This window comes from Algoriphagus marinus, assembly GCF_001936475.1.
In the GTDB taxonomy this organism is placed as follows: Bacteria; Bacteroidota; Bacteroidia; order Cytophagales; family Cyclobacteriaceae; genus Algoriphagus; species Algoriphagus marinus.
The window spans coordinates 274,096-299,338 of the sequence record NZ_MSPQ01000006.1 but is presented as its reverse complement, the minus strand read 5'-3'; the positions used below and the strand labels follow the sequence as shown (position 1 = coordinate 299,338).

Sequence of the window (25,243 nt, the reverse complement as noted above, 5' to 3'; positions counted from 1 at the left end):
ATAAAAAGGGATTGTCCAACTTCAAGAAATACGCTCCTTAAATCAATAGATTGGCATACATCCTAATGCAAGAAAGAGGTATAAACAGTACATTCAAAAAGATCATCTACCAATCTTCGGAGATGGTGTTTTTAGCTGACGATACCTATCCCTATAATATTTTTTACGCTAATGAAGCATTTGAAGCCCAAATAGGAAGTGTTCTTAAAGAGCGGAGTTTGGCAGGATTGGGGTTGGATATCAATGCTTATATCTTCAAAGAGGAGCTAATTCTATCATACAATGGTACTGACTATGAATTTAAACTTGAGCTACCTGAAGATTCTGCTTCAAATTATTTTTTGTTTTATAAAGGCATAGAGCTTAAGAAAAATGGACAACTGAGTCCAATTGATACTCAGCTCGTTTTTAAATCCAATCTTGATATTATCGGAATTGGTCAGCATGATTACCTGACATATTTGAATGATGCTGTTTTGCCGATTTTAGGATATCATTCTGAGGAGTTGCAAAACACTTCACTTTGCGACTTTATTCATCAAAAAGATCTTAAGAAATTAAAGAAATCTTTAAAGAAAGGCAGACAAGAAAACTTTGCCGTTTTATCCAGATTTAGATTTAAGACGAAGGGAAATAGATGGGCGTACTTGGAATGTACTTTTCAATTCACGGGAGATTCTTTTTTTGTAATAGGAAGAGATGTCACAGTTCAGGAACAAGAAAAATCAAAACAATTACAGCTTGAAAAGTTAAGAAAAGAGACAATTGACTTTTCACCTGTTTTTTCTTGGGAATTTGATTCATTTAAAAAGAAGCTTTCTATTGAGCCAGTAGGGGCAACTCTTCTTCAAACCTCAGAGCATATCCATCTTGAAAATCCAGCAAATGAGAATGACAGGATTGTTTATGAGGTGATCTCAAATTCTATTTCTAATTTTTCGGCGAAGGAGAACAACAAGTTTCAGTTTCAAATTTCTGATGAAAATGGCAAGTTGAAGTCATTTTCAGGTTTGATAGAGAAAGCTAAAAACAATGAAAATTATTTTTTGGGTGTTGGTTGGGATGATAGCCTTGAAAAGGAAGCTAAAGGGCAAAATTTCCTTTTTGAGGAATTAATAAAGAACTCTCCTAATGCCATCTTATTTGTGAAACCAGGTGGAGAGATTTTAATCTGTAGTACTGAAGCAAAAAATCTTTTTGGATTTGATAAAGATTCAGAATTAGTGCATCTGAGTCAGTTAGAGATGCTTTTTGTTGAAGTCGATCTTTGGAAGGAGTGGGTGAATATTGCTCAAAAAGAAGAGTTTATTCAACGTTTTTCGACTTTGCTGATTAGTCAGACGGGAAAGCAACTGACTTTGGAAATTTCTTCTAAAGTAAATCAGATTGGAGATGAAAAGTATATATCAATTTCATTTAATAATATTTCTGAAAAAGTAAGCTTAGAGCGTTCCCTTGAAGCAAATAGTGACTTCTTGATGAATCTCACGGAGCAAGTTCCGGGAGGTTTGTATCAAATGGTTCTTGACCTGGAAGGTAAAATGAGTTTCTCCTTTTTATCAAAAGGAATAGGTGCAGTGCTTGGATTAACCGAAAAGGAGCTTGCTTCTTTTACAGATATTTCAGGTGCGATTTCGAGAGTCCACCCTATGGATTTGCCAAATGTCATCATGAGTTCTGTCGCTTCTGCGAAAAAACAAGAGCCTTGGCAGTGCCAGTTTAGAGTAAAGACAAATCCAAGTTCAAACGATTATAGATGGATTCTTGGAGCTGCTAGATCTCAGTTACTGGAAAATGGAAATATGGTTTGGTATGGCTATCTCACTGATATCAGCAACCAAAAAGAGTTTGAATTGAAACTAAATGAGGCAAGGTTGGCTGCGGAGAAAGCGAATCAAATCAAGTCTGATTTCCTTTCCATGATTAGTCACGAGTTGAGAACTCCATTGAATGCCATTTCAGGTTCCACCTATTCCTTACTTCAGGAAGATCCCAACAATAGTCAAAAATCGGCTCTGAACACTATAAATTTTGCAGTCGATAATCTGATCATCATGATTAATGATCTTTTAGATTTTCAAAAAATCGAAGCGGGTAAATTGACTATTGAAAATAACCCTTTCAATCTTGAGGACTTTTTGTATCAGATCGAAAAGGGACTGTCATTCCATGCCAAGGACAGTAAAAACAAGTTGACTTTTGATCTGTCAAAAGGATTGGGAATCAGCGTGAAAGGGGATAAGACCAGGCTTTCTCAAGTGATGAATAACTTGATTACTAATGCCCTCAAATTCACAAATGAAGGAGATGTGGATGTCAAAGTGGAGCTGAAAGAAGAAAATGGAAATAAGGTGCGTGTGTATTTTGAGGTGAAAGATAACGGGATAGGTATTGCTCCTGAAAACCAGGAAAAGATTTTCAATGATTTTGATCAAGTTAAACCAACATTCTCTACCAAATATGGTGGAACAGGATTAGGACTTTCAATTACCAGAAAGCTTCTGAATCTTATGGGAGGAGAAATTAAACTTGAATCAGAAGAAAATAAAGGAAGTAAGTTCTTCTTTGAATTGGTTTTTGAAATAGAAGATGAAAATAGTAGACACTTGGATTCTAATAATACCACAACTGCTACTCCTTCAACACTTCATCTATTAATGGCTGAAGACAATGATGTAAATGCACTTGTTTTGGGTAAGATTATAAAAAAATGGGGCTTTACTTTTGATCGGGTTTATAATGGGAAAGAAGCAGTTGAAAAGTTTGCCAAGGAGCATTACGACTGCGTTTTGATGGATATTCAAATGCCTGTAATGGATGGTTTTGATGCTACCATAGGGATAAAAAAGATTGCTGATGTACCTGTAATCGCACTTACGGCCGCTGCCAAATTAGAGATCATGGAGCGAATCGATGAATGTGGCTTTGATGGATTTGTAGCCAAGCCAATTGACGCAGCTGAACTTTTAAAGAAAATAAGAGAAGTAATTTCTGTAAAGAAGGGTCAGAGATCTTGAGCTTTTTCCAAATATTCTTTTACTAATTCCATATCCGGGTAATCGCGATTTAACTCATTTAGGTATTGAATCGCTGAGATTTTATCACCTTTCATGACATAATAAATACCCTTGTTTCGGAGTGCAAAAGGGTTTTTTGGGTCCATTTTTATACTTTGATTAATTAATTCCAGTCCTTCTTCCAGTTGACCTAAAAAAAGTAGGTATAGTCCTTTGTTATTGTAAAAGTAGGCCTGGCGATTGTTTAAAGTGATTGCTTTATCTACAGAATTCAGTGCTTTATCATATTCCTTTTCTTCGAAATAAATCATTGATCTCAAGTTATGAAGATTGGATTCACCTGGATTTAAGGCTTCTGCTTGATCCAGTAGTTCTTGAGCTTGATTCATTTCTTTTAAATAGAAATGAATGGTTGCCTGGTTTACCAATAAGTCAGAATTTTCAGGTGCTAATTCAGAAGCTTTTCTAAATGAATCTAAAGCCTCAGAATAGTTTTTTAGCTTTTCCTCAACCAATCCTTTTAAAAAATGGCTATGCCAGTTTGAAGCATCAAGAGATAGTAAGCTTTCTGCATCTTCTCTTCCTTTATAGAATTCACCATTATCCAAATAGCTCAATCCTCTCTGAAAATAAGCGTCATAGTATTCCGAATTGTATTTGATAGCAAGTGAGAAATCTCCTAAAGCTTCTTCTAATTGGTTGAGCTGAATATGAGCTAATCCCTTGTTGAAATATGCGTCTGCATAGGTCGAATCAAGTTCAAGCGCTTCCGAATAGAATGAAAGTGCATTTTTAGCATCGTTTTCTTTCAGCTTTTCATTTCCTTTGAGCAGGAATCTTCCTTTTTTGTCTTCCAAAGAATCACAGGAAAAGAAAATTATAAAAACTAGAATCGGGAAAATTTTTATTCGTTTAGGCAGGTTTCTCATTTTCTTCTTTTTCCGTTTGATTTTTTTCCTCTCCAAGTAGAAGCGCAAATGGTCTGGTTTGTTCGTTTAATTCAAAAATTTCACGAAGAATTGCCATCGTTGGGATAATTAAAATCATACCGGCAACACCCCAAATCGACCCGCCGACAAGTAAACCTAAGAAAGTAACAAATGCATTGAGATTCACATTTCCTCCGACAATTTTTGGCGTCAAGAAATTACCCTCGATCACTTGAATGATTTGATAAGAGGCAATAACACCAAGTGGATAAAATAAACTGTCCTTTGTCAAAAATGAATATACCATTGGCATCATCGCACCAAAGAAAGGGCCCACATAGGGTATGATGTTTAAAATTGCTCCAATTAGACCAAAGAAAATAGCATGTTTGATTCCTAACAAACTGAAAGCTGTAATATTCAATACGGCCAAAATCCCCATCACTTTTACGACGCCAATAATATAATTTTGCACTACTCTTCTCAATTTTACAATCCTCATCCGGACGAGTTCAGGATCCTTATCTCTATAAATCTGAATCATAAGATTGGTCAGATGATTTCGATAGAGAAGAAAGAAAAACATGAATACTGGGATTAAAACAACTCCGGAAAGTGAACCAACCGTATTCAAAGCAAAAGAGGAAATGCTTGATCCGTTTTCTGTGAGGAAAGTTTTGATGTAGTCGGTATTCGCTTTTGATTCTAAATCAAGACTGTATTCAAAATTTCTCAATGCCCAGTCATCTAGTTCTCCAGCGTAATTTTGAAGTTTATCTGAAACATTGTCAAAATCCTTTGTGAACGAAGAGACTGTCGAGATAATGAAGGATAACAATCCACCAACGATTGCGATCATTGTCAATAGAGAAACTAAAGCGGAAAGAGTCTGAGGAATCTTCTTGGAAACCAGCCAATTTGACAGAGGAGTGAATAGAATAGCAAAAAAACCACCCATGAAAAGTGGAACTAATAAGGTTTTACCTACTATCAGGAAAAACACCAAAACAATGATAAAAACCATCACTGAAAGTGCTTTAAGATAAGCGGGTAGGTTAAAATCTGTATTTTTCATTTGCTTTCTAATAATTAGTTTAGATTTTCTGATACTAACCCTGATCTTTTCAACAAAGCATCTTGCTTAGGGGCTCTTCCTCTAAATCTTTTATATAAAACCTCCGGATGTTCTCTTCCTCCAGCCGATAAAATATGCTCTTGGAATGATTTTGCAGTCTCTGCATCAAAAACTCCCTTTTCCTGAAATAACTCAAATGCATCTGCATCCAAAACCTCAGCCCACTTATAGCTGTAATACCCCGAAGCATAACCACCTTGGAAAATATGAGAAAATGAAGTACTCATCAATGTTCCAGAAACTTTTGGCAGCAGGTCAGTTCGCTTCATAATATCTTTTTCAAAATCAAAGATACTAGTAATGGATTTTGGGTCCTGGCTATGATAGGCCATATCCAAGAGTGCAAGGCTTAACTGTCGTAAAGTTTGATACCCTTGTTGGAAATTTGAGGCCTTTTTTATTTTCTCAATCAATTCTTCAGGAATTTTTTCTCCAGTTTGAAAATGAGAGGCAAAGAGATCTAGACACTCTTTTTCATAGCACCAGTTTTCGAAAATCTGAGAAGGAAGCTCTACAAAATCCCAAAAAACACTAGTGCCTGACAATGATTCATAAGTACCGTCGGCCAATAGACCATGAAGAGCATGTCCAAACTCATGGAAAAGTGTCGTAACCTCATTGAAGGTTAAAAGACTTGGTTTGGACTTAGTAGGCTTAGTGAAATTGCAGACAATTGATACATGTGGTCTTTCAATTCCACTTTGACCTTTGTAGCTAGTCATCCAAGCTCCATTTCGCTTACCCGCTCTCGGGAAAAAATCAGCATAAAACACTGCAAGATGCTTCCCATCGCGATCTTTGACCTCGTAGGCTGTAACATCCTTATGATAGGTGGGAATGTTAGTGTCGGGACTGAAAGTGATTCCAAATAACTTTTCAGCGGTTTGAAAAACTCCATTGATCACTTTCTCTAATTGGAAATAGGGGCGGAGTAGCTCATCATCCAGAGCATATTTTTCTTTTTTGAGTAACTCTGAGTAATAGGCAAAATCCCATTTTTCAATTTTTTCGATCCCATCGATTTTCTTGGCAAATTCTTCCAGTTCTTTGATCTCTTGGATTGCCTTTGGTTTAGCTTTTTCTAAAAGTGATTCAAGAAATTCCATTACTTGAGTTGGACTTTTAGCCATCCGTTCTTCCAAGATAAAGTCTGAGTGACTCTTGTATCCCAGTAAAGTCGCACGTTCAAATCTCAATTTAAGAATCTCTTTGATGACCTCTTGATTATCCAATTCATCACCTTTGGCACATTTGGTACTCGAAGCCATAAACAAAGTTTTTCGCAATTCTCTGTTTTTAGCATAAGTCATTGCTGGAATATAGCTAGGATAGTCCAATGAAAAAGCCCATTTACCAGCTTGTCCTTTTTCTTCGGCAAGTTGCGCTGCAGCTTCCTGAACACCTTCAGGAAGACCTTCTATAGCTGATTTCTCATCTTCGAAATGAATAAACTTGTTTGTTTCTGCCAAAACATTTTCGCCGAATTTAAGGCTTGCCTGAGCTAGTTCCTGATCGATCTTCCGAAGTTTAGAAGCTTGGTCAGGACTCAGTTTTGCCCCATTTCGAGCAAAAGATTTATATGTTTTTTCTAATAGCGTAGTTTCTTCAGGATTGAGATTTAGTTTGTCTTTTTGTTCAAAAACCCTAGAAATCCGCTGGAAAAGATCTTGATCCAGTAGGATATCGTTGGAGTGAGCAGTCAGAAGTGGTGAAATCTCTCTAGCGAGTTTTTGTATTTCATCATTGGTTTCAGCGGAATTCAGATTAAAAAAAATTGAGGTGATTCTACCTAGAAGTTTGCCGGACTGATCAAGTGCTTCGATCGTATTTGAAAATGTGGGAATCGGATTCTTTTTGATTTTTTCGATGTCCTCTTTTGCCAACTTGATGGCTTCTTTTATTGCTGGTAAAAAGTGTAAGGATTCAATTTTATCGAAAGGGGCAGTATCAAATGGATTGTCAAATCTGACCAATAAAGGGTTCATCATTAAATATTCTGATTTTAAGTTATTCTGGTTTTTTCCAAGCTGGATCAAGTAAGTGTCCAACCGTTTTCATTTTGGACTCTAATTTAGCTAATTGATCCGAGAAGCTATCCCACATCCAAGCGTAGTGGGGGATGTTTTTTGCATTTTCTAAATGTGTTTGATAGGCCTTGAAATCGCCTAACCCGAATGATGATTCGGCTTGATTGACTGCAATCCAAAATTTTTGAGCATCATAATACTCTTGAAGTTCTTTTCCTTCCTTGGTTCCATTATCAATTCTGCTCTTATCAATAGCTTCTTTTTCTAAAATTATTGGAAGATCTCTCTCGCAGAGATAAAGTACTCTTTTCCAAGTTCGCTGGGCGAATATTAGATCCGCAACTTTTTCATGTTCTGTGGGAGACAAACTTGTAGTAGCTCGATAAACCAGAGTCAAAGCTAGATTTACTCCATTGTATCTATTGTTGAGTAGGTAATAGCTTCGTTGAAAATAAAGAATCGAATTCTCCAAATGACTTACTCCTTCCCCGCATTCAAAGAGTTTTTTTTCAATTGCTCCTGCTGAGGAAACAGTTTCAGGGTCATTAGTATGAGCTAGATTGATGGATTCAAGTAGTTTAAGTGATTCATAAAGCGAGGTCACCAAATCCGGAAGAGCCGCCTTGTAGGTAGTAAAAGCAAGACGATGAATCAAATACAGATCTTTTTGTCCTTGATTCAAACTTGAAAGTTGTACTGCGGTTTGGAAAAGTGTCTTTGCAATGAGGAAGTCCTTATTTTCAATGGCATCTTCTGCTTCTTGTATTATCAGCGATAGCGCCTTTCCTTTATCTGGATTCGGGACAGCATCTGTTTTTGAAATTTCATTTATTACCTGGTCTATTTCCTCCTGAATTTGTGGTGGAATCAATGAATTCAAATAGGTATAAACCGGACTATCTGGTTCCTCTTTTGGGATTACAGTGTCAATTAACTTTCCTAAAGCTCCTCGGAAACGCTCCACTTCTTCATAATCTATTGCATCTCCAAGATGCTTATAGCTGGTGATCAAAATATGGTTTAAGTCAAAAGGATAAATTAATTTATCCTCAGATATCACAATGGTAGTAAAAGGTCTCAAGGCATGTCTGACTCCCAGCTCATAGATCGCATTTGGATTTGCTGTAGACAAATCTGCAATCACTAAATCTGCCTGGAGCAGCTCCTTGTACATTTGAACATCTATTGACCCGGAATGTGTGATTTCGTCAGCCCGAACACATTCCAATCCTTTAGCTTCTACTACGGGTTTAATCAAAAGTCTATAAGATTTGTTTAGATCAAGTTTTCTGCCATTTACATAGTCTGTCTTGGTTCCAAAGCCCATGACTACAAAACATCGCTTTTTAGTATCTGTCATAAAAATATAAGATTTAAAAAATCAATATAATCTTTATCCTTCTCGCATTCAATGTATTAAAAAATAAAAGCTGACATTGCTGTCAGCTTTTTTACTTATCAGATTACGAAATGACTTTAGAAATCAAAGTCACAACTCATATCTTCCATTCCAATAGGAGCTCCGTCAGGTACTTTTAGAGATTCTTGAGGAGTGAGTTTGACTGGCAGATCCAAATAGGCTTGAATTTTATCGGCGAGATATCTGGAGTGCATTCCAAGTACTGAGTTATTGCTACCCCTGCTTTTTAAACCAACCGTATTATCAACAAATCCGGTCTCTTTTAGAGTTTTCAAATATCCTCTGGTTATTGCTCTTACTGAATTAGACACTTCTGGATTATCCGCAAGCAAAATCATATGATCAATCAGTTTCGATTCAGTCATGAATTTGATTTCACCTGCCATTCCTTCAGGTACCGTATAACTGAAGATTTTTCTTGTCACGTCGTCTAAAACAGAATTTAGGCTTGGGAGCGAAGGGTTTTGTAGGTTTTGTAGGTATAAACGAGTAGCTCTACCTCCATCGAATAATAGTCCAAAGGTTAAGTCCACCACACTTTCAGCCGGAGCAATAGGGTCGAATACTGGTCCTGTCCGCGATACAAAAGTCTCTCTTGTTTTACCATATCCAAATGGCCGTGGAGGAATTAATGCCAATATATGAGGCGGAACCTCCAACATATTTGGTTGTATAGTTAATAGTAATGCATCCAACGCTGATTTTTGATCGGCTGCACTGATCCATTTATGTTCTGGTTGGTTGTCTCCCTTGATTTTGTAAGTGTAGTCCATTCCCCCAATCAATTTTGAGGTAGCTTCGACTTGATATCGATGCATCAGGTAAAGTGGGACAAATACTTCTTCAAGCATCGCTTCCGGCTCTCCATTACGAATCGCATTCAAACCAAAACTTTTCATTTTATTTTCTCTCAGACTAAGCATTCGCTTAAGTTCAACAGGTGCAGATGCACCATTATCCCATAAATGTGATCTTGGATGCACGCCACTTGGGTTTCTGGAATCTGAATCCGTGATGAATTCATATCCTGCAGCATAAGTTGCTTCCAAGGTTTTCTCTAAGAAATCAGATTCTGATTGACCTTGAGCCGGATATCCATAACCGTAGGTAATAGCCCATTTGTCCCACTCTCCAATTTTATCATCATAGGCATTGCTTAAATCTAACTCACCTTTGGCATTGCCTGTAATAACTGGATAAGGGTAATCCATCACAGAAGAACGACCCTCTGCTGAAGTAGCATAGCTATGTGCTAATCCTATGGTGTGACCAATTTCGTGAGCAGAAAGTTGCTTCAATCTGGCTACTGCTAGCTCCAACATTTTAGGGTCAGGAGTATCTCCATTTTCGTAAGGCTGGATCAATCCTTGCGCAATAAGATAATCTTGTCTTACTCTCAAGGATCCCAAAGAAACGTGTCCTTTTAGAATTTCGCCAGTTCTCGGATCTCTAACGCTTGCACCATAAGACCAGCCTCTGGTAGATCGATGAACCCATTGAATTACGTTGTATCTCACGTCCATGAGATCCATGCCTTCCGGTGCAATCTCGACACGAAAAGCATCTTTGAATCCAGCTGCTTCATAAGCTTGATTCCACCAGTTTCCTCCTTCGATCAAAGCCGAAGCTACAGGCTCAGGCGTTCCGCGATCAAGGTAGTATACAATTGGCTCGACAACTTCAGATACGGCAGCATTCGGATTTTTCTTTATCAACCGATGTCTTGCAATGTATCGCTTCACGATAGACTCGGAAATTGGGGAAGTGAAGTCCATAAATGAAATACTTCCAAATCCTCCTCTAGGATCAAATTCCCTTGGCTGATACTGATCATCAGGAAGCTCGATAAATGAATGTCTCTGACGAACTGTAACAGCATCTGGGGTAGGAGTGACAGATCGTAGATAGGCTCCAGTAGCGTTTCCTGTGAGTGTAATTGTGGCTTCAACCTCAGTGTTTTGAGGGAAGTTTTTTGTCATAGGATAGTAGAGTCCAGAGCGACTATTATCCACTTTGAATGTCCCTTGTCTGCTTTGTCCTAATCTCCCTGCTACATCATGAGCATCTTGAAGATAAAAGTTTGTTGCATCTACAATTAGAGAGTTGCCATCTTTTTGAGCTACCTCAAATCCCCAAATGATTGATTCTGCAAATGCATCTTTAACTGATTGAACTTCAGCTGGATTAGAGGAATAGGCTCTGAAATCATAGTTCTTGTGTACCAGAAAAATTTTATTTCCGGTTTTGCGGAATTCAACTATTCGGGTGTCACCAAGTTGGCCTCGATCCAATCCAATATCATTGGAACCTATGCCTGCTGTAAGCGAATTGACATAGAGAAATTCTTTTTCCAGATCATCGATCTGTAAGTAAATCTTCCCTTTTTCTTCGTCAAGATAAAAAGGCACAAAGCCATCTTTCATGCTCATTTTGCTCAGATCAAGGTTTTGTGCCAAAGCAAGATTAAGGCTAAAAAGAAGCAATAGCGTGGTCTGTAGTATTCTTTTCATGGATTTTTCGGTTTGTTTCGAAATTAGAAAAAAACAGAGTCGAAAACCTACCATTGATGGAAATTTAGCGATGTAATAGGTATCGTATCAAAAATGTGCTTTCAGTCTGATATGGTTTTGAAATCTTTTGAAGACCCGAACTGATTTCTTCACGATCTGTATAACTGGTTCTGGCAAATCTAAGATACCCAGTTAGCTGACTGTTAAATTGATATTGTCCGACTAGGTAATACCGCATTCCCTGACCAAAATAAGCCGGGACTGAGAAAGTCCATAGGACATTATTCTCAAAGGTATATAACCTGTTTTCATACTCTTCGGCATCAAAAAGCCCAACTCTCCCCGTCACTCTAAAAGCCCCAAAGCTGTATTGAACATCCTGTAAAATCATAAACCCTGAAGTGACCTTACTATTGAATTCTACCTTGCTAAAGAGAATTCTAGATCGGATAAATAGGTCTTTGCTGATTTGATATTCAAGACTCAAAAGGCCATTCGTTTTTTGGATAGTCTGTATGCGGTAGTTCAAAGCTGGTTCCCCAGAGTCTGGAATATTTCTTTCTTTTTGTTCTTTTCTGATTTGAAAAAAGGCGATCAAATTCCGATTTGGTTGGTAAGTGATTCGATTGAGCCATTCATATCCACTTGATGGGGCATAGATTCGATATCTAAGCCAGGGAAATTTGAAAAAATCATAATAGGAATTGATCTTCCATTTTAAAGTTGGTTTGATTTGTAACCCTAAATAAACCCCTCTTTCGTTAATTGGTCGTGTGCCCTCTGCGAATGCATTTCCATAGAAGCTATGGAAATCCCGATCGTATTTTCTCCATAAAAATGAAAAATCTACCTGCTTACTTAAACTTGAGATGAAACCTAATACGGTTCCATTTCCTCCTGATTGAGAGGTTGCAGACTCTCCAAACAGGAAAAAATTCTTCCAATTATAGCTTGCATAAAGGCTTCTGATGGAATTGGTTTTTCCTCTAAATTCGTATTGATTATAGGGCGTCAAGCTTCTCTGCCAAGGTTGATCAAAGTTAGTTAGCAAATAGTTTACGCCTGAATGAAACTTCCCATTCATGTTGCTGTATTGTAAGTTGGTGCCAAAGTTCAATTCCTTAAATTGATTTTTAGTTGCCAGTTCGCTTGGAGTGCGATGAAGTCCACTTTGATTAAAGGAAGAAATAAACTCGGTCGTGTTTTCCAATGTGTCGAGAGCTGCACCGATTCGACCATCTCGAGAAGCGTAAGAGGCAATAATTGTACTTTGCCAGTTTTTATAACGGTAAGTTGCCCCGACTCCTCTAAAAAAACCGAATTCTAAAGCTGCCGTGTAAGGGGTGATTCCTACACTACTTCTCCGAATTGTAGGGACTGTTTCTGCTCCTTTCCCAAGTGAATATCCTGCTCCAAAAACTAGCCCTTGGCCAAATGAAACCTGAAAGTCTCCTAAGCTTACTGCTTTCCACCTTCCCATGTTGTATCTGGTAAAATGAAAGGAAAGAAAATTGAACCCATATCTGGCACTTTTCCTATCCCAGGTAAACTGCTCGCCAGCATCTTTGTCTAAGGTCAGACCCAAACTGAAATCTCTTGCATGTTGAATTCGAAACCGAAAGTAGAGGTCATTTGGATCCCCCAAATATCTTGAAGAAATTCTTCCTGTTGAGCTGGTATCAGCAGGAGTAAATCCGCTTCGGGTTTCCCAAACTCTCCGATGGCGAAATAAAAAATAAGCTTGTTCCTCCATTTTTACTCTCTTCCAAAACGATTGAGTTTTATTTGAACTTTCATTTCCTAGAGTTAAGAAAGGAATGATTTGATCAATGGTGTTGGAGTCAAAACCAGGAACTGCCTGAAGTTCGTACAGCGAAATAAATTCCCCAAAATCATTCCGATAGCTAATTAAGTTGCTGATCTGTTCGGGACTCAAAAGGTAACTGGCTTGAAGGATCTCTGAATCTGCCTTATTAATATCAATCGGATTCGAATAAAGCTGAAAGAGGACCTCATAAATGGCCTCGTAATCAATATCTTCATCTTGTACAGGAAAGAGTCGTTCAATTAGTTGCTCTTGATCAATTGCAACCTTTGGAGGTACTTGAGCTTTTGCTTCAGCATAGATTATACTTATCACTGCGACAAATGCTATTTCTCGAATGCGCCCCATCAGTCCCAAGAATAAGATAAGCTTAGATGAGAAGTACTTCCCAAAGGATTGTTTTGACCATAGCCAAAGTCGATCCCAAATCTTTCATGCTTGAGGCCTAAACCAAAAAAGATTTTAGCAGGATTGGAATTTATTCCGGTTCGAAGGGCAATCCATTCCTTTAATTGATAGTCTAATCCGAATTTGTAAACTGCTGAGATTTGTATATCCTTTTCTACTTCTGCAAAAAATTGAAGTTGATCAATTGGGTTATAAGCCAAACCAAGACTTATTCCTGTTGGAAGTCTTTGATCACTGTTTTTACCCAACTTTCCCCTTGTTAGGTTTCCAATAGTCGCGCCTAAACTCAGTTTTGGGTCTAATTCTGCGATTCCTCCTAAACTGAAAATCAAACTATTTCCAGATCCAAACCCTTCGATTTGTGTTTGGAACCACTCTATTTTACCTCCAAAACTTACTATTCCTAATTGATTTGCAAACGCAATTCCCAGAGATTGTTGATTGAATAGTTTTCCTCCAAATCGAGTAACTCCAAACCCGAAAGTGCCGAAATTACTTCGGAGTGAGGCAGCTAAATCATATGTATTGAGTTCATTAAGACCAAATCGATGATCATATCCGACGACAATTTGGTCAGTTTCTAACTTGGCAAGAACGCCCGGATTATTGAAGTAGCTCCAAGCAGTGGAACCAAAAACTCGGATATTTCCAAGACTTTGATTTTGAGCTCCGTGGACTTGAGTTAAGGGGTCTGTTTGGGCAAAAGCACTTGCCGAAAGCAGGAAAAGGAAGCTTAGAAAAATTGAATGCTTCATAGTTGGAAAAAATTTGATGTTGAATTTAGTTAAAAAATTTAATTTTCAACTAAATCCAGATTTTTCCAGAAAAAAGAATTCAAAAAAAGGATTAGAAAGGAGTCTTGAAATTGAAAAAGAAATTACCCTCGCCGCTATTGTTAAGAGAATATTCAAATCTGAGCACTGAATCATAGAATCCAACCAAATCTATACCCATTCCATAACCGAATAGATAGGTGTTTGTCAATCTGGAATTCTCAGGGATTTTATTTCGATCAGTGACATAACCATGGTCAAAATTGGCACTCCAATATAATCGGATTGGAATAGTGCTAAACTGTTCCAGTTTAGAAAATCTCGAAATATCATATTCCTTATCAAAGATTTTCCAGCGGAAACTGTTTTTATGAACATAGAGTTGCTGTCCCTCGACTACATTCAACTCATAACCTCTAATGAAATCAGGGGAATATCCGATTCCGCGAACCAAAGTATAAGGTTGACTTTGACTTAGAAACCAGTCTGCAGTTAACCCTGTATTGAAATTGAAACGGTCATTAAATTTGAAGTATTTATTGGCCGTCATACTTACCTCTACTTCATCCAAATCCTCAACAAAAAAGATCCCGTATTTGGTAATCGAAAGTTGAAGTAATTCTCCATCCGTGGCATAAGCTACATTGTCTCGTCGATCATGTCTGAAAATATAAGTTCCAAAGAGATACTGAAGTTGTGTCTCTCCATTTTGAAAGTAGGAGGGATTCTGTACCAATATTTCAGGATCTATAGAAGTATTAGTATAACCTAGTGTAAAAAAATGGAAATTATAGAAACTTCTACGGTAAGTATATCTGACAGCAGCTCCAAAGTTTTTACGCAGTATCCTTTCATCTTCTGAGGTATAGAATACTTGTCTGTTAAATTCTGATTTTATTGGAATGGTTTTATTCTCATTGAAATTCAACTGAAATGCCAAACCATGTTTCTGTTTTTTATCGATATATGGCTTACTGTATTGAATATCCAATGCTCTTGTGAAACCCAGTTGTCCCGAAAACCTCAGTTTTTCGTTTCTGCCTGCGACATTTGAATGACTTAGTCGAAGCCCAAAATTCACCCTTGAGAAGTCTCTGTTTTGATTCGTCCACCATTCTGCAAAATTCCTGTCTGCCAGTTGGAATATCAATTGAGGAAGGAGATACCAGCGCTCTTTTACTGTGATGAGGACTTCGATTTCTTCTTCATCTATTACAAGTGGGGTAATCTCTACTGAGGTAAATAGTCTCAGATTATAAATTTTCTTCTGATCGGCGACCAAAATTTCAAGAAGTGTATCCCAATCGTAATAGTAGTCAGTAACAAAATCCAATTCTCGTAAAATGATTGATTTTTTAGTTTTTTCATTTCCTATAATAAAGATATTATTCACCCTTACTTTGCGTTCAAGAGAAGGTGCCAGTGAAGTATCATTTTGCGCCAAACTAGGAAGCGGAACTGTTATTCCGAAAATCAAAATGATGGCAGAAAAAAAGAAGGTGATATGTAGTCGCTTAGATAGCAAGATGGAATCGGAATGAAGTATTTTTGGTTGAATGATAGATTGCCTCTAATTTAAAATCAAATCATGTTTAAGACCATCGTTCGAAAGATAGCAATATTTCCAGTTTTGGTATATCAATACACTATTTCTCCACTTTTTCCTGCAAGTTGTAGATATACTCCCACTTGCAGCCAATATACCAAAGAGGCCATTTTGAAACACGGAGTTTTCAAAGGAGGCTGGCTGGGAATCAAGCGTATTATTAGTTGCAATCCTTGGGGTGGACATGGCCATGATCCTGTCCCTTAATTTTTCAATGGTTTAGGTCCCTTTTTTAAGGCAAGTATTACCAAAATAATACCCCCAACCACAAGAGGAACACTTAGAAGTTGGCCCATGTTGAAAGCCATTGATTCTTCAAAGTCAACTTGATTTTCTTTGAAAAACTCCCAAACAAATCGCATTCCAAATACACTAATCAAGAAAAGCCCAAGGAGTAATCCCTCTGGTGTTCTCTCGCGGTAATGATTCCAAATGGCTAATAAGATCAAGAAAATGATGAAATATGAAACCGATTCATAAATCTGGGTGGGATGTTTAGCTTTGCCAAAGGTCTTTACCGTCGCCAAATAGCGATCTCCTTGATCTACTATTGTCAAATCGAGCGGTGTTTCTACTTGTTCTGCATAATAATTTTTGGACGAATTAAACTGAGTCAGTGCGTATTTAATGTCTCTTCTTAGCGTATTCTCGAGATCAGCTAGGTCATAAGGACCTTTATTGATTTCTATATCAATGTTCATAGGGACTATTCCATTCCCTTGCAATTCTCCTTGACGATCAGATGGTTTGTAGGCTTCGATTGATTCCACAGGAACTTTTAAAGATTGAAGTAATTCTTCAATATGCCAAGCATATACGAAGCCATTGTCCGTTAATGTCTCCTTTCCGCCTATTTCCGAATTCATCAAATTTCCGAATCGAATGAGTGCACCAGTCATTGCGGTGACAATCACGATTCGATCTACTACCCATAAGTAGCTTTGTCCAGGAGTCTTTTTTGCATAGATCCAAAGTGCTATTAAAATTGCTATTGCAGCTCCGTGACTGGCCAAGCCACCTTCCCAAACTTTCAGAATATCGATTGGATTGCTGAGGTATTTCTCTGGCTCATAAAATAGAACGTGACCAAGTCTAGCGCCTATGATAGTCGCTAAAACCATATAAATGGTCAGTTTATCGACTAGGTTTTCATCTTGACCTTCTTTACGAAAAAAATAAACCATGAATTGCTGTGAGATAATAAAGCCCAAAGCAAAACACAAACTATACCATCGTAGTCGTTCAAAACCTGGAAAAACTGCCGGGTTTGGATCCCACACTACGTAACTTAGAATAGATTCAAGCATAATTTGGTGATTAGAGTTGTTCTAATTGTTCGAGTTCTTCTTTATATCCTCCTGAGAGGATTGGGAATCTGTACCACGTTTTAGGGTCCACACTAAACTCATCTAGGTGGAAAGAAGGTGCAAATCGTTCTCTTTTCCATTGGTTTCGGGACCAAAGTTGGAAGAATTTTTTGATATAACCCTTCAGTACTGTTGGATCCAGATCGAGTTCGTCATTTAAAATCAAATACACATCTTGTGGTGATCTTCGATCTTTAATGGCTAATTTTTCGATTTCTACTATAACTGAATAAGGCATAAGATCTTTTTCATCCGTTTGTGATCGTTCCAAAGGCCGTAGTTCTGCACTAGGTTGAAGGGCGTTTACCCACTTAAGCCCAGGCTGGTCTAGATTTTTTTCTGCCCAAGTAAGCCAGTTCAGGATGAAGAATTTATCTACAGCTGCGATCGGAGAAATGCTTCCACTAGTATCTCCATCCATGGTGGTATAGCCAACATCACCCTCGCTTCTGTTTGAAGTAGAAAGTAAAAGGGCATTATTAATATTTGCGAGCATCCAGATGATTGGGGATCGAGTTCGGGCTTGGATATTCTGTAGCGTAATATCGTCGGTCTCCCAAGTTAATTTCCGACCAATTGCCTTCTCAATCTTTCTAGTGTAGGAGTTAATCTCTTCGTCGATTGTCCAATTGTAGAATTTTGCACCTATACTTTCTGCAAGTTTTTCAGCACTTTGAAAAGTCTCGTTTGAGGAATTTGAAGTGCCTTGGTAGGCTGTAGTCAATATTTCCCCTACAATCTCTTTCTCAGGATTATCGCCTTTTAACGAAATCGAAATCCCTGTTTTTTGAATAAATGATTCTAAACCTAATTCCTTTATTCCTCTTTTCACCATTTCAGATACTAAAATGGCAATGGTCGAAGAATCTGCGCCGCCAGATAACGAAAGTACAAAGCCCTTTGATCGGCTTTTCCTTAAATAATCAAAAAGCCCAAGAGATGCAGCTTGTACAAATTCTTCCTCTTTAGAAAGTATCGGGGTGATTTCTTGCTTTTCTGAAGAAAGGAAAAAAGATTTTACTTGGACGTCTTGATATGATAAAAGACCATTTTTAGCAATTAAATCACCAGACTTAGCAAGCATGATTTCGCCATCAAAAATCATTTTTCCAGCCTCATTTCCAAGGAGATTCACATAACAATAGTAGCAATCAAAAGTCTTTGAACTTTGAGTAACTAGTTCCTCTCTCAAAGTACTTTTCCCCATCGCAAAATGACTTGCACTTGGATTATAGATTAAATCTACTTTCCGATCGCAAAGCCTATATCCAGGGCGAATGTCTCCCCGCCAGGCATCTTCACAGATTTCAAATCCATAATGGATCCCTTTGTGATGAAAAGTCAAATCCCCAAATGGATATTTTTCTCCTTCAAATTCCAATTGAATTTGCTCGTTTGCCATCCAAGGTGTAAACCATCGAAACTCGTAATGAACTCCATCAATTGCCATAAACTGCTTTGCTACGAATCCTTTAAGTTTCGCATTTTCTATTATGGCAACTGTATTATAAACTTTGTCTTGAATCCGAACAGGCAAACCCACTGCTACAGTTATGTCTGTACAGTAAGGAATGAGCTGTGCTAGCTGCGTTAATGCTTTACGTGGATACCAATAGCTTAAAAAAAGATCTTCACTTCCATAGCCTGTGATAGAAAGCTCCGGAAAGCAAAGGATTTCAACTTGTTCATTCTTAGCTTTTTCTATCCCTTTTTTGATTCGATCCAGATTCCCTTTCCAATCTAGTGGAGTCTGATTAAGTGTAGCAGCGGCAATTTTTATAGAGGGCATTCGTAAGATATGTATTCTGTAAATTTACTCGCTTAAGTTGCAATTTTGAGGATTTCGCAAGCATTTTTTGAGGCTTCTTGCTCTGCTTTCTTCTTGGTGGGCCCTTTCCCTTGAGCTATTGATTCATTTTCTACATGAAGGGCCACGATAAATTCTTTGAAGCGCTGGTTTCCATTTATGGCAACCACTTTGTATTCAATCTGTTTATTGACTTTTTGAGACCATTCGATGATCTTGCTTTTGTAGTTGGTGGTAGTGGCTATCATATCATCCAAATCCATATGAAGTAAGATTCGATTCAGAATAAATGATTTCGTGAATTTGTATCCTTTATCCAAATAGACAGCGCCGATGAATGCCTCCAAAATATCACCAAAAAGGGACTTGTTCCCAGTAAAATTCCGGTCACCGATCTCCATGTCCAAAATCTTTTTTAATCCGATTTTAATACCGGTATGATTTAGATTTTCTCGGTTGACAAGTTTGGATCGTGTTTCAGTCAGAAACCCTTCGTCCCTGTATGGGTATTTCAAAAAAAGATATTCTGCTACCACCGAACCGAGAATAGCATCTCCTAAAAATTCCAGCCGTTCGTTGGATATTCTAAATCCTTTGGTTGTTTCTTCGCTAAGTCCTGAGGGAGTCAGGGATAATTTGTATAGCGATAAATTAAAAGGCCTGCTTCCGATCATCACTTTGATGAAAGAAGCAAGCCTTTTGTCTTTTTCGTTTAGGAAAAAAAACTGTATTCCAAGTCTTTGAAACAATTTCAAAACTGGGATTAATTATATTTTTTGAAAATGACCGAACAGTTATGTCCGCCAAATCCAAAAGTGTTGCTCAACGCATAATTGATTTCTCTTTTCTGCGCAGTATTGAAAGTTAAGTTTAAACGCTTATCAAAACTCTCATCATCCGTAAAGTGATTGATCGTCGGAGGGACTAAGCTATTGTTCATAGCATAGATACATGCAATTGCTTCTATTGCTCCTGCAGCTCCTAATAAGTGACCAGTCATTGATTTAGTACTGCTGATGTTCATCTTGTAAGCATGTTCTCCAAAAACAGTTTCTATCGCTTTGGTTTCACTCACATCGCCCAAAGGTGTGGAAGTGCCATGAACATTTACATAATCAATCGCTTCCGGTGAAATATTGGCATCCTCCAATGCGATTTTCATCACACTGCTAGCTCCAAGACCTTCAGGATGCGGCGCAGTGATGTGATTAGCATCAGCAGTCATTCCTCCTCCTACAAGTTCAGCGTAAATTCTTGCGCCACGAGCTTTGGCGAATTCATATTCTTCCAAAATCAATGCACCAGCACCTTCACCTAAAACAAACCCATCTCGATCTTTATCAAATGGTCGGGAAGCTGTTTCAGGAGATTCATTTCTTTGAGAGAGTGCTTTCATGGCATTAAAACCACCAATTCCGGCCTCAGTGACTGCAGCTTCAGATCCACCGCTGATAAAAATATCGGCTTTACCAAGTCTGATGTAATTGAATGCATCAATCAGGGCATTTGTAGCAGAAGCACAGGCAGAGACGGTGACGAAGTTTGGACCACGAAAACCGTATTTAATTGAGATAAAGCCTGCGCTGATATCAGCAATCATCTTCGGGATGAAGAAAGGATTAAATCTAGGAGTACCATCACCTTGGGCGAATGCAGTCACTTCGTCTTGAAATGTGCGCAAGCCTCCAATTCCAGATCCCCAGATTACCCCGGCTCTTGATTTATCAATTTTTTCAAGATCTAATCCTGAATCTACCATAGCCTCATCGGCTGCAACCATGGCAAACTGAGTGAAAGGATCCATTTTGCGCGCCTCTTTTCTATCAATAAATTGCTCGATGTCAAAATTTTTGACTTCGCATGCAAATTGTGTTTTGAATAGAGAGGCATCGAATTTAGTAATAGGCGCAGCACCGCTCACACCATTAGAAAGACCTTTCCAAAACTCCGGAGCGGTATTACCTATCGGTGTGAGAGCACCTATGCCTGTTACAACAACTCTTTTTAAATTCATGGAATGAATTTATAAATTATTATTTAACGTTTGCCTCCAAATAAGAGACAGCCTGTCCAACTGTTCCGATTTGCTCAGCTTGATCGTCAGGAATAGAAAGATTGAACTCCTTTTCGAATTCCATGATTAATTCTACAGTATCAAGAGAATCAGCACCAAGATCATTGGTGAAGCTTGCTTCTAAAGTGACTTCAGACTCTTCTACGCCAAGTTTGTCAACGATGATGGCTTTTACTTTTTGTGCAATTTCAGACATTTTGTGATCAGTTTAGTTAATAACACTACGCAAAGAAATATATTTAAAACCTAATTGGCAAAGAAAAGATCGAAGTAAATTTTTATGCAAATTGCCAACTATTCCCGTTGAATTTTTATTTCTAACTTTGTTTTGATTCATTTTCTTCCCTAATGAAGAAGTCCAAATTAATAGTTGAACATGCGTATGATTTTGACCTTTTGGGGCTTGTCTCCCCTGTAAAGGACTATAAGGCTGCTTGGTTAATCAACCGGGAGCTCGAACTTAATTTAGTAAAAGTGGAAGATTTGGAACTTGATTTTTACAATGGACCTTCCCTAAAAATCTCACAATATTTTCTTTCTTTGCCACATGGTTTTGTTCAACTTCTCAAAAATAAAGCGCTGAATTCAACAAATCAGATTTCTTATCTTATCCCTGAACTCAGATCTATGGATTATTTCCTTTTGGTTCAAGACGAGACCTTTCAGATAAGTATTAATACATTTGCTGAGAAGCTTGCTCTAAATCCATTGGTTCAGAATGTGATGAAACTAGACGTATCTAAATTAAAATCAAAAGAAAACCTATTAACCTACTAATAATCTAATGAGTAATTTCAACAAGACCAAAATCCTTGCGACGATCGGTCCCGCATCAAATAATTATGAAACAATAAAAAGCTTGGCAGCTGCAGGAGCTAATGTGTTTCGATTAAATTTTTCTCATGGTTCGCATGAAATCCACCAAGAAGTCATCCAAATCATCAGGCGTGTCAACGATGAGTTGAATACTCATCTGGGAATTCTTCAAGATCTTCAAGGACCAAAAATACGGGTTGGGGAAGTAGAAAATAATGGAGTCCAAATCAATCCAGGTGATCAAATCACCATCACCAATGATCCAGTCGTTGGGACAAGCTCTTTAGTCAGCACAGTCTACCAAAACTTACCGAACGATGTTATATCGGGAGATAGAATTTTGATTGACGACGGTAATCTTGAAGTATTGGTAAATAACACTGATGGTAAAAATGTCAACTGTACAGTTATTCATGGAGGAATCCTAAAATCAAGAAAGGGGATAAACCTCCCAAATACTAAAGTCAGCGCTCCGTCTCTTACAGATAAAGATAAAGAGGATTTGATTTTTGGCTTGAGTCAAGATGTAGATTGGATCGCACTTTCATTTGTAAGAACAGCAGAGGATATCATTGATCTAAGAAATAGGATAGAAGCAGCAGGAAAAGTTTGTAAAATCGTAGCTAAAATTGAAAAGCCTGAGGCTTTGGAAAATATAGATTCGATCATCGCTGAAACTGACGCAATAATGGTGGCAAGAGGAGATTTGGGAGTTGAAGTTCCAATGGAGATTGTCCCTCTTTGGCAAAAGAGAATCGTGGAAAAGTGTAAGCTCGCTTGTAAACCTGTGATCATAGCTACCCAGATGATGGAGAGTATGATCGTTAATCCTAGACCAACCCGTGCCGAGACTAACGACGTTGCAAATGCGGTATTAGATGGGGCAGATGCTGTGATGCTCTCTGCTGAAACTGCCTCTGGAAAATATCCTGTAAATGCAGTGAAAGCGATGAGTAGCATCATCAGTTATCTTGAGGAAAACGCAGACATCTATCATAACCTTTATAAAATCCCTGAAGAAGACGAGACTTTTCTAAGCAATAATCTATTGTTAATGGCTTCAAGACTTTCCCGAAATGTGAAAGCAAAAGCTATAGTAGGAATTACTTCTTCCGGATTTACAGGTTTTAGAATTGCTTCGCATCGACCATTGGCTAATATTTTTGTATTTACAAGAAATAAGCAATTGTTGACACAAATGAGCCTCGTTTGGGGAGTAAGAGCATATTTATATAGCAATCAAATTTCTACGGATGCTACTTTCACAGATATTGAGAATAAACTTAAATCTGATGGTCATGTGAATGCAGGTGATGTGATTATTAACACTGCGAGTATGCCTTTGAAATCAAAGGGTAGAACAAATATGCTCAAGGTTCACGTGGTGGAATAGGATAAAAGCCAAAAAAATAGATTAAAAGAGATTCAGAAATGAATCTCTTTTTTGTTTCAGGACAATTCACTGATGCCATTCTACAGTTCAACTTGGAAATCTGACAGTTCATCATGAAACACAAATCCAATTTGCGATAGGCTAGTTAAGAAGTCATAAATAACCAAATCAAACTATGACTAAACTATTCAAATTCCTCTTTTTAGGAGCATTGTTCGCAACAGTGCTATCCTGTGTGAGTGATGATTATCAAGGGCCTATCCCTTATCCTACACTCATTGAAGCATCTCAAGATGCAGGTTTAACAACTCTAGTAACTTCTATCCGCGCTATCCCAGGGTTAGAAGCAGCTCTTCAGGATCAAAATGCGATCACAGTTTTTGCTCCTACGAATGAAGCATTTGCAAATGCGCTTGTTCAGTTTGGTGCTACAGATTTAAATGATTTAGTAGCCAAGTTAGGTGGTGCAATGAACCTTCAAACTGTGTTAGGTTTTCACGTAGTGCCAGCTGCAGCTTTTTCGGATCAACTTAGAGAGACAAACACATTCACTACCCTTGCTAACCAGCAACTAACTGTCAATAACAATGGTGGAGCTATTACTGTCATTGATGCTGCTGGAAATACAGCAAGAGTGACTCAAGGTGATATTGAAATTGAAAATGGTGTAGTTCATGTTATCGATAGAGTATTGATTCCAAGCATCGAATTACCAAAGCCAAATTTGGTTGAAGCTGCTACTGACGCAGGATTAACAACTTTACTTGCTGCTGTTACTGCAGTTCCAGGATTGCCTGACGCACTTCTTTCTGCTGGAGCAATTACTGTTTTTGCTCCTACAAATGAAGCTTTTGCTGCAGCATTGGACGTCTTTAATGCAGTCGATCTAAATGAATTGGTGATTAAAATTGGTGGAGCTGCCAATTTGGAAAAAGTTCTAGGTTTTCACGTAGTACCTGCTGTTGCTTTCTCAGGAGATTTAGCAGCTACTAATTCATTCACAACACTTTCAGGACAAAATATTACAGTCACTAAATCAGGATCGACTGTAACTGTAACAGACGCTTTAGGAAGAACCGCTCAAGTTGTTGCTGCTGATGTAGAGATTTCAAATGGTGTTGTTCATGTAATCAATGGAATGATGCTTCCTGATTTGATGTTGCCAACAGTAGTGGAAGCTGCAAATGCAGCAGGGTTAACCACTTTGCTTGCAGCAGTGACTGCAGCAGATCTAGGAGGAGCACTGCTAAATGCCGACGCAATTACAGTCTTTGCACCTACTAATGATGCATTTAATGCAGCTTTGACTGCCTTCGGCGCAACTAACTTAAATCAGTTGGTAGCCAAAATCGGAGGAATCGAGAATCTTCAAACGATTTTAGGATTCCATGTGGTACCGGCAGTTGCTTTCTCAACAGACTTAGCGGCGACCAATACATTTACAACTCTTGCAGGCCAAAATCTTACAGTGACCAAATCTTCCTCTGGAGTAACTGTAACAGATGCTCTTGGAAACACTGCTAACGTTGTTGCTGCTGACGTAGCAATTGAAAATGGTGTAGTGCATGTTATTGATGGAGTACTTCTTCCTGAGTACAGCTTGCCTAATGTAGTAGAAGCAGCTACTGCGGCGAATCTTACCGTCTTACTTGATGCAGTGACTGCAGCAGGACTTGGTGGAACTTTGCTTGATGCAGATGCTATTACAGTTTTTGCCCCTACAAATCAGGCTTTCTTGAACCTTCTTTCAAGTTTGAATCTGAACTCATTGCAAGCGTTAATCGATGCTTTGGGTGTAGACGCGGTGACTAAAGTGCTTGGTTTCCATGTGGTACCAGCTACAGCTTTCTCTTTTGATCTTGCAGAAGGTGACCAAATGGTACCGACTCTTGCAGGTGAAATGTTACTGGTAAACAGAACAGGAAATACAGTGAAAGTTACTGACAAAGCAGGAAATGTATATTCAGTGATTGCGGCTGATGTAGCCATAGAAAATGGAGTTGTACATGTCATAGATGGGGTTTTACTTCCAACTTTGTAATCAAACCAACAAGTTATTTAACTTCCAAATCAAAAGGGGCAGAAATTCTGTCCCTTTTATTTCCACTCTAAAAAGTGAGTTTTTTCCTTCTATTA

18 protein-coding genes are annotated in these 25,243 nt (G+C 38.2%); 5 read left to right on the top strand and 13 right to left on the bottom strand.

The genetic code is table 11. From position 1 onward, the window contains the following. Positions 1–50: 50 nt before the first annotated feature. On the top strand, positions 51–3,017 hold the full coding sequence (locus BVC88_RS11730) for an ATP-binding protein (protein WP_245803637.1): 2,967 nt from the start codon (positions 51–53) through the stop codon (positions 3,015–3,017). Here the strand turns inward: BVC88_RS11730 and BVC88_RS11725 are convergent. The 8 genes from BVC88_RS11725 to BVC88_RS11690 all read right to left on the bottom strand — a co-directional run bounded on the left by BVC88_RS11725 (position 3,005) and on the right by BVC88_RS11690 (position 15,569). Continuing rightward, the gene (locus tag BVC88_RS11725) at positions 3,005–3,946 is read right to left on the bottom strand and encodes a tetratricopeptide repeat protein (RefSeq protein ID WP_075350867.1); all 942 of its coding nucleotides are present in this window, start codon (positions 3,944–3,946) and stop codon (positions 3,005–3,007) included. The genes BVC88_RS11730 and BVC88_RS11725 overlap by 13 nt on opposite strands. After that, positions 3,930–5,021 carry an AI-2E family transporter gene (locus tag BVC88_RS11720; RefSeq protein ID WP_075350866.1) on the bottom strand — a complete coding sequence of 364 codons (1,092 nt, stop codon included), beginning with the start codon at positions 5,019–5,021 and terminating at the stop codon, positions 3,930–3,932. The genes BVC88_RS11725 and BVC88_RS11720 overlap by 17 nt, the downstream gene beginning before the upstream one ends. A gap of 14 nt (positions 5,022–5,035) precedes the next feature. Further along, complete coding sequence (locus BVC88_RS11715; protein ID WP_075350958.1) at positions 5,036–7,066, bottom strand: M3 family metallopeptidase; 2,031 nt, start codon at positions 7,064–7,066, stop codon at positions 5,036–5,038. Between the two features lie 22 nt (positions 7,067–7,088). Next, entirely contained in the window at positions 7,089–8,468 is a 1,380-nt protein-coding gene (locus BVC88_RS11710; RefSeq protein WP_075350865.1) for a tetratricopeptide repeat-containing protein, read from the bottom strand. Between the two features lie 116 nt (positions 8,469–8,584). Next, positions 8,585–11,038: a zinc-dependent metalloprotease gene (locus BVC88_RS11705; protein WP_075350957.1), complete on the bottom strand. Its 2,454-nt coding sequence runs from the start codon at positions 11,036–11,038 to the stop codon at positions 8,585–8,587. Between the two features lie 64 nt (positions 11,039–11,102). Next, entirely contained in the window at positions 11,103–13,211 is a 2,109-nt protein-coding gene (locus tag BVC88_RS11700; RefSeq protein ID WP_075350864.1) for a ComEA family DNA-binding protein, read from the bottom strand. Further along, entirely contained in the window at positions 13,211–14,026 is an 816-nt protein-coding gene (locus tag BVC88_RS11695) for a PorV/PorQ family protein (RefSeq protein WP_075350863.1), read from the bottom strand. Before BVC88_RS11695 ends, BVC88_RS11700 begins: the two co-directional genes overlap by 1 nt. Before the next feature lie 91 nt (positions 14,027–14,117). After that, positions 14,118–15,569: a hypothetical protein gene (locus BVC88_RS11690; protein WP_245803636.1), complete on the bottom strand. Its 1,452-nt coding sequence runs from the start codon at positions 15,567–15,569 to the stop codon at positions 14,118–14,120. 63 nt (positions 15,570–15,632) lie between these two features. On the opposite strand from BVC88_RS11690, the gene yidD reads away from it, so the two are divergent. Further along, complete coding sequence (gene yidD, locus BVC88_RS11685; RefSeq protein WP_075350862.1) at positions 15,633–15,857, top strand: membrane protein insertion efficiency factor YidD; 225 nt, start codon at positions 15,633–15,635, stop codon at positions 15,855–15,857. Here the strand turns inward: yidD and BVC88_RS11680 are convergent. Genes BVC88_RS11680 through BVC88_RS11660 form a run of 5 tightly spaced genes read right to left on the bottom strand, consistent with a single transcriptional unit; the run spans position 15,854 to position 21,094 of the window. Next, positions 15,854–16,957, bottom strand: coding sequence for a prolipoprotein diacylglyceryl transferase (locus tag BVC88_RS11680; RefSeq protein ID WP_075350861.1), 1,104 nt, complete (start codon positions 16,955–16,957; stop codon positions 15,854–15,856). The genes yidD and BVC88_RS11680 overlap by 4 nt on opposite strands. A 10-nt stretch (positions 16,958–16,967) precedes the next feature. Next, positions 16,968–18,806: an NAD(+) synthase gene (gene nadE / locus BVC88_RS11675; protein ID WP_075350860.1), complete on the bottom strand. Its 1,839-nt coding sequence runs from the start codon at positions 18,804–18,806 to the stop codon at positions 16,968–16,970. Between the two features lie 32 nt (positions 18,807–18,838). Beyond that, a complete protein-coding gene (rnc, locus tag BVC88_RS11670) occupies positions 18,839–19,579 on the bottom strand; it encodes a ribonuclease III (RefSeq protein ID WP_075350859.1) in 741 nt (246 codons plus the stop codon). Between the two features lie 8 nt (positions 19,580–19,587). Next, positions 19,588–20,838 (bottom strand): beta-ketoacyl-ACP synthase II, encoded by a 1,251-nt coding sequence (gene fabF / locus BVC88_RS11665; protein ID WP_075350858.1) that lies wholly within the window; start codon positions 20,836–20,838, stop codon positions 19,588–19,590. 19 nt (positions 20,839–20,857) lie between these two features. Continuing rightward, positions 20,858–21,094: an acyl carrier protein gene (locus BVC88_RS11660; protein ID WP_075350857.1), complete on the bottom strand. Its 237-nt coding sequence runs from the start codon at positions 21,092–21,094 to the stop codon at positions 20,858–20,860. 152 nt (positions 21,095–21,246) lie between these two features. Between BVC88_RS11660 and BVC88_RS11655 the strand changes: the two genes are divergently transcribed. The 3 genes from BVC88_RS11655 to BVC88_RS11645 all read left to right on the top strand — a co-directional run bounded on the left by BVC88_RS11655 (position 21,247) and on the right by BVC88_RS11645 (position 25,148). Continuing rightward, positions 21,247–21,675: an IPExxxVDY family protein gene (locus BVC88_RS11655; protein ID WP_075350856.1), complete on the top strand. Its 429-nt coding sequence runs from the start codon at positions 21,247–21,249 to the stop codon at positions 21,673–21,675. A 7-nt stretch (positions 21,676–21,682) separates the two neighbouring features. After that, positions 21,683–23,107 (top strand): pyruvate kinase, encoded by a 1,425-nt coding sequence (pyk, locus tag BVC88_RS11650; RefSeq protein WP_075350855.1) that lies wholly within the window; start codon positions 21,683–21,685, stop codon positions 23,105–23,107. A 175-nt stretch (positions 23,108–23,282) separates the two neighbouring features. After that, complete coding sequence (locus BVC88_RS11645; RefSeq protein WP_083639080.1) at positions 23,283–25,148, top strand: fasciclin domain-containing protein; 1,866 nt, start codon at positions 23,283–23,285, stop codon at positions 25,146–25,148. Positions 25,149–25,243: the final 95 nt, after the last annotated feature.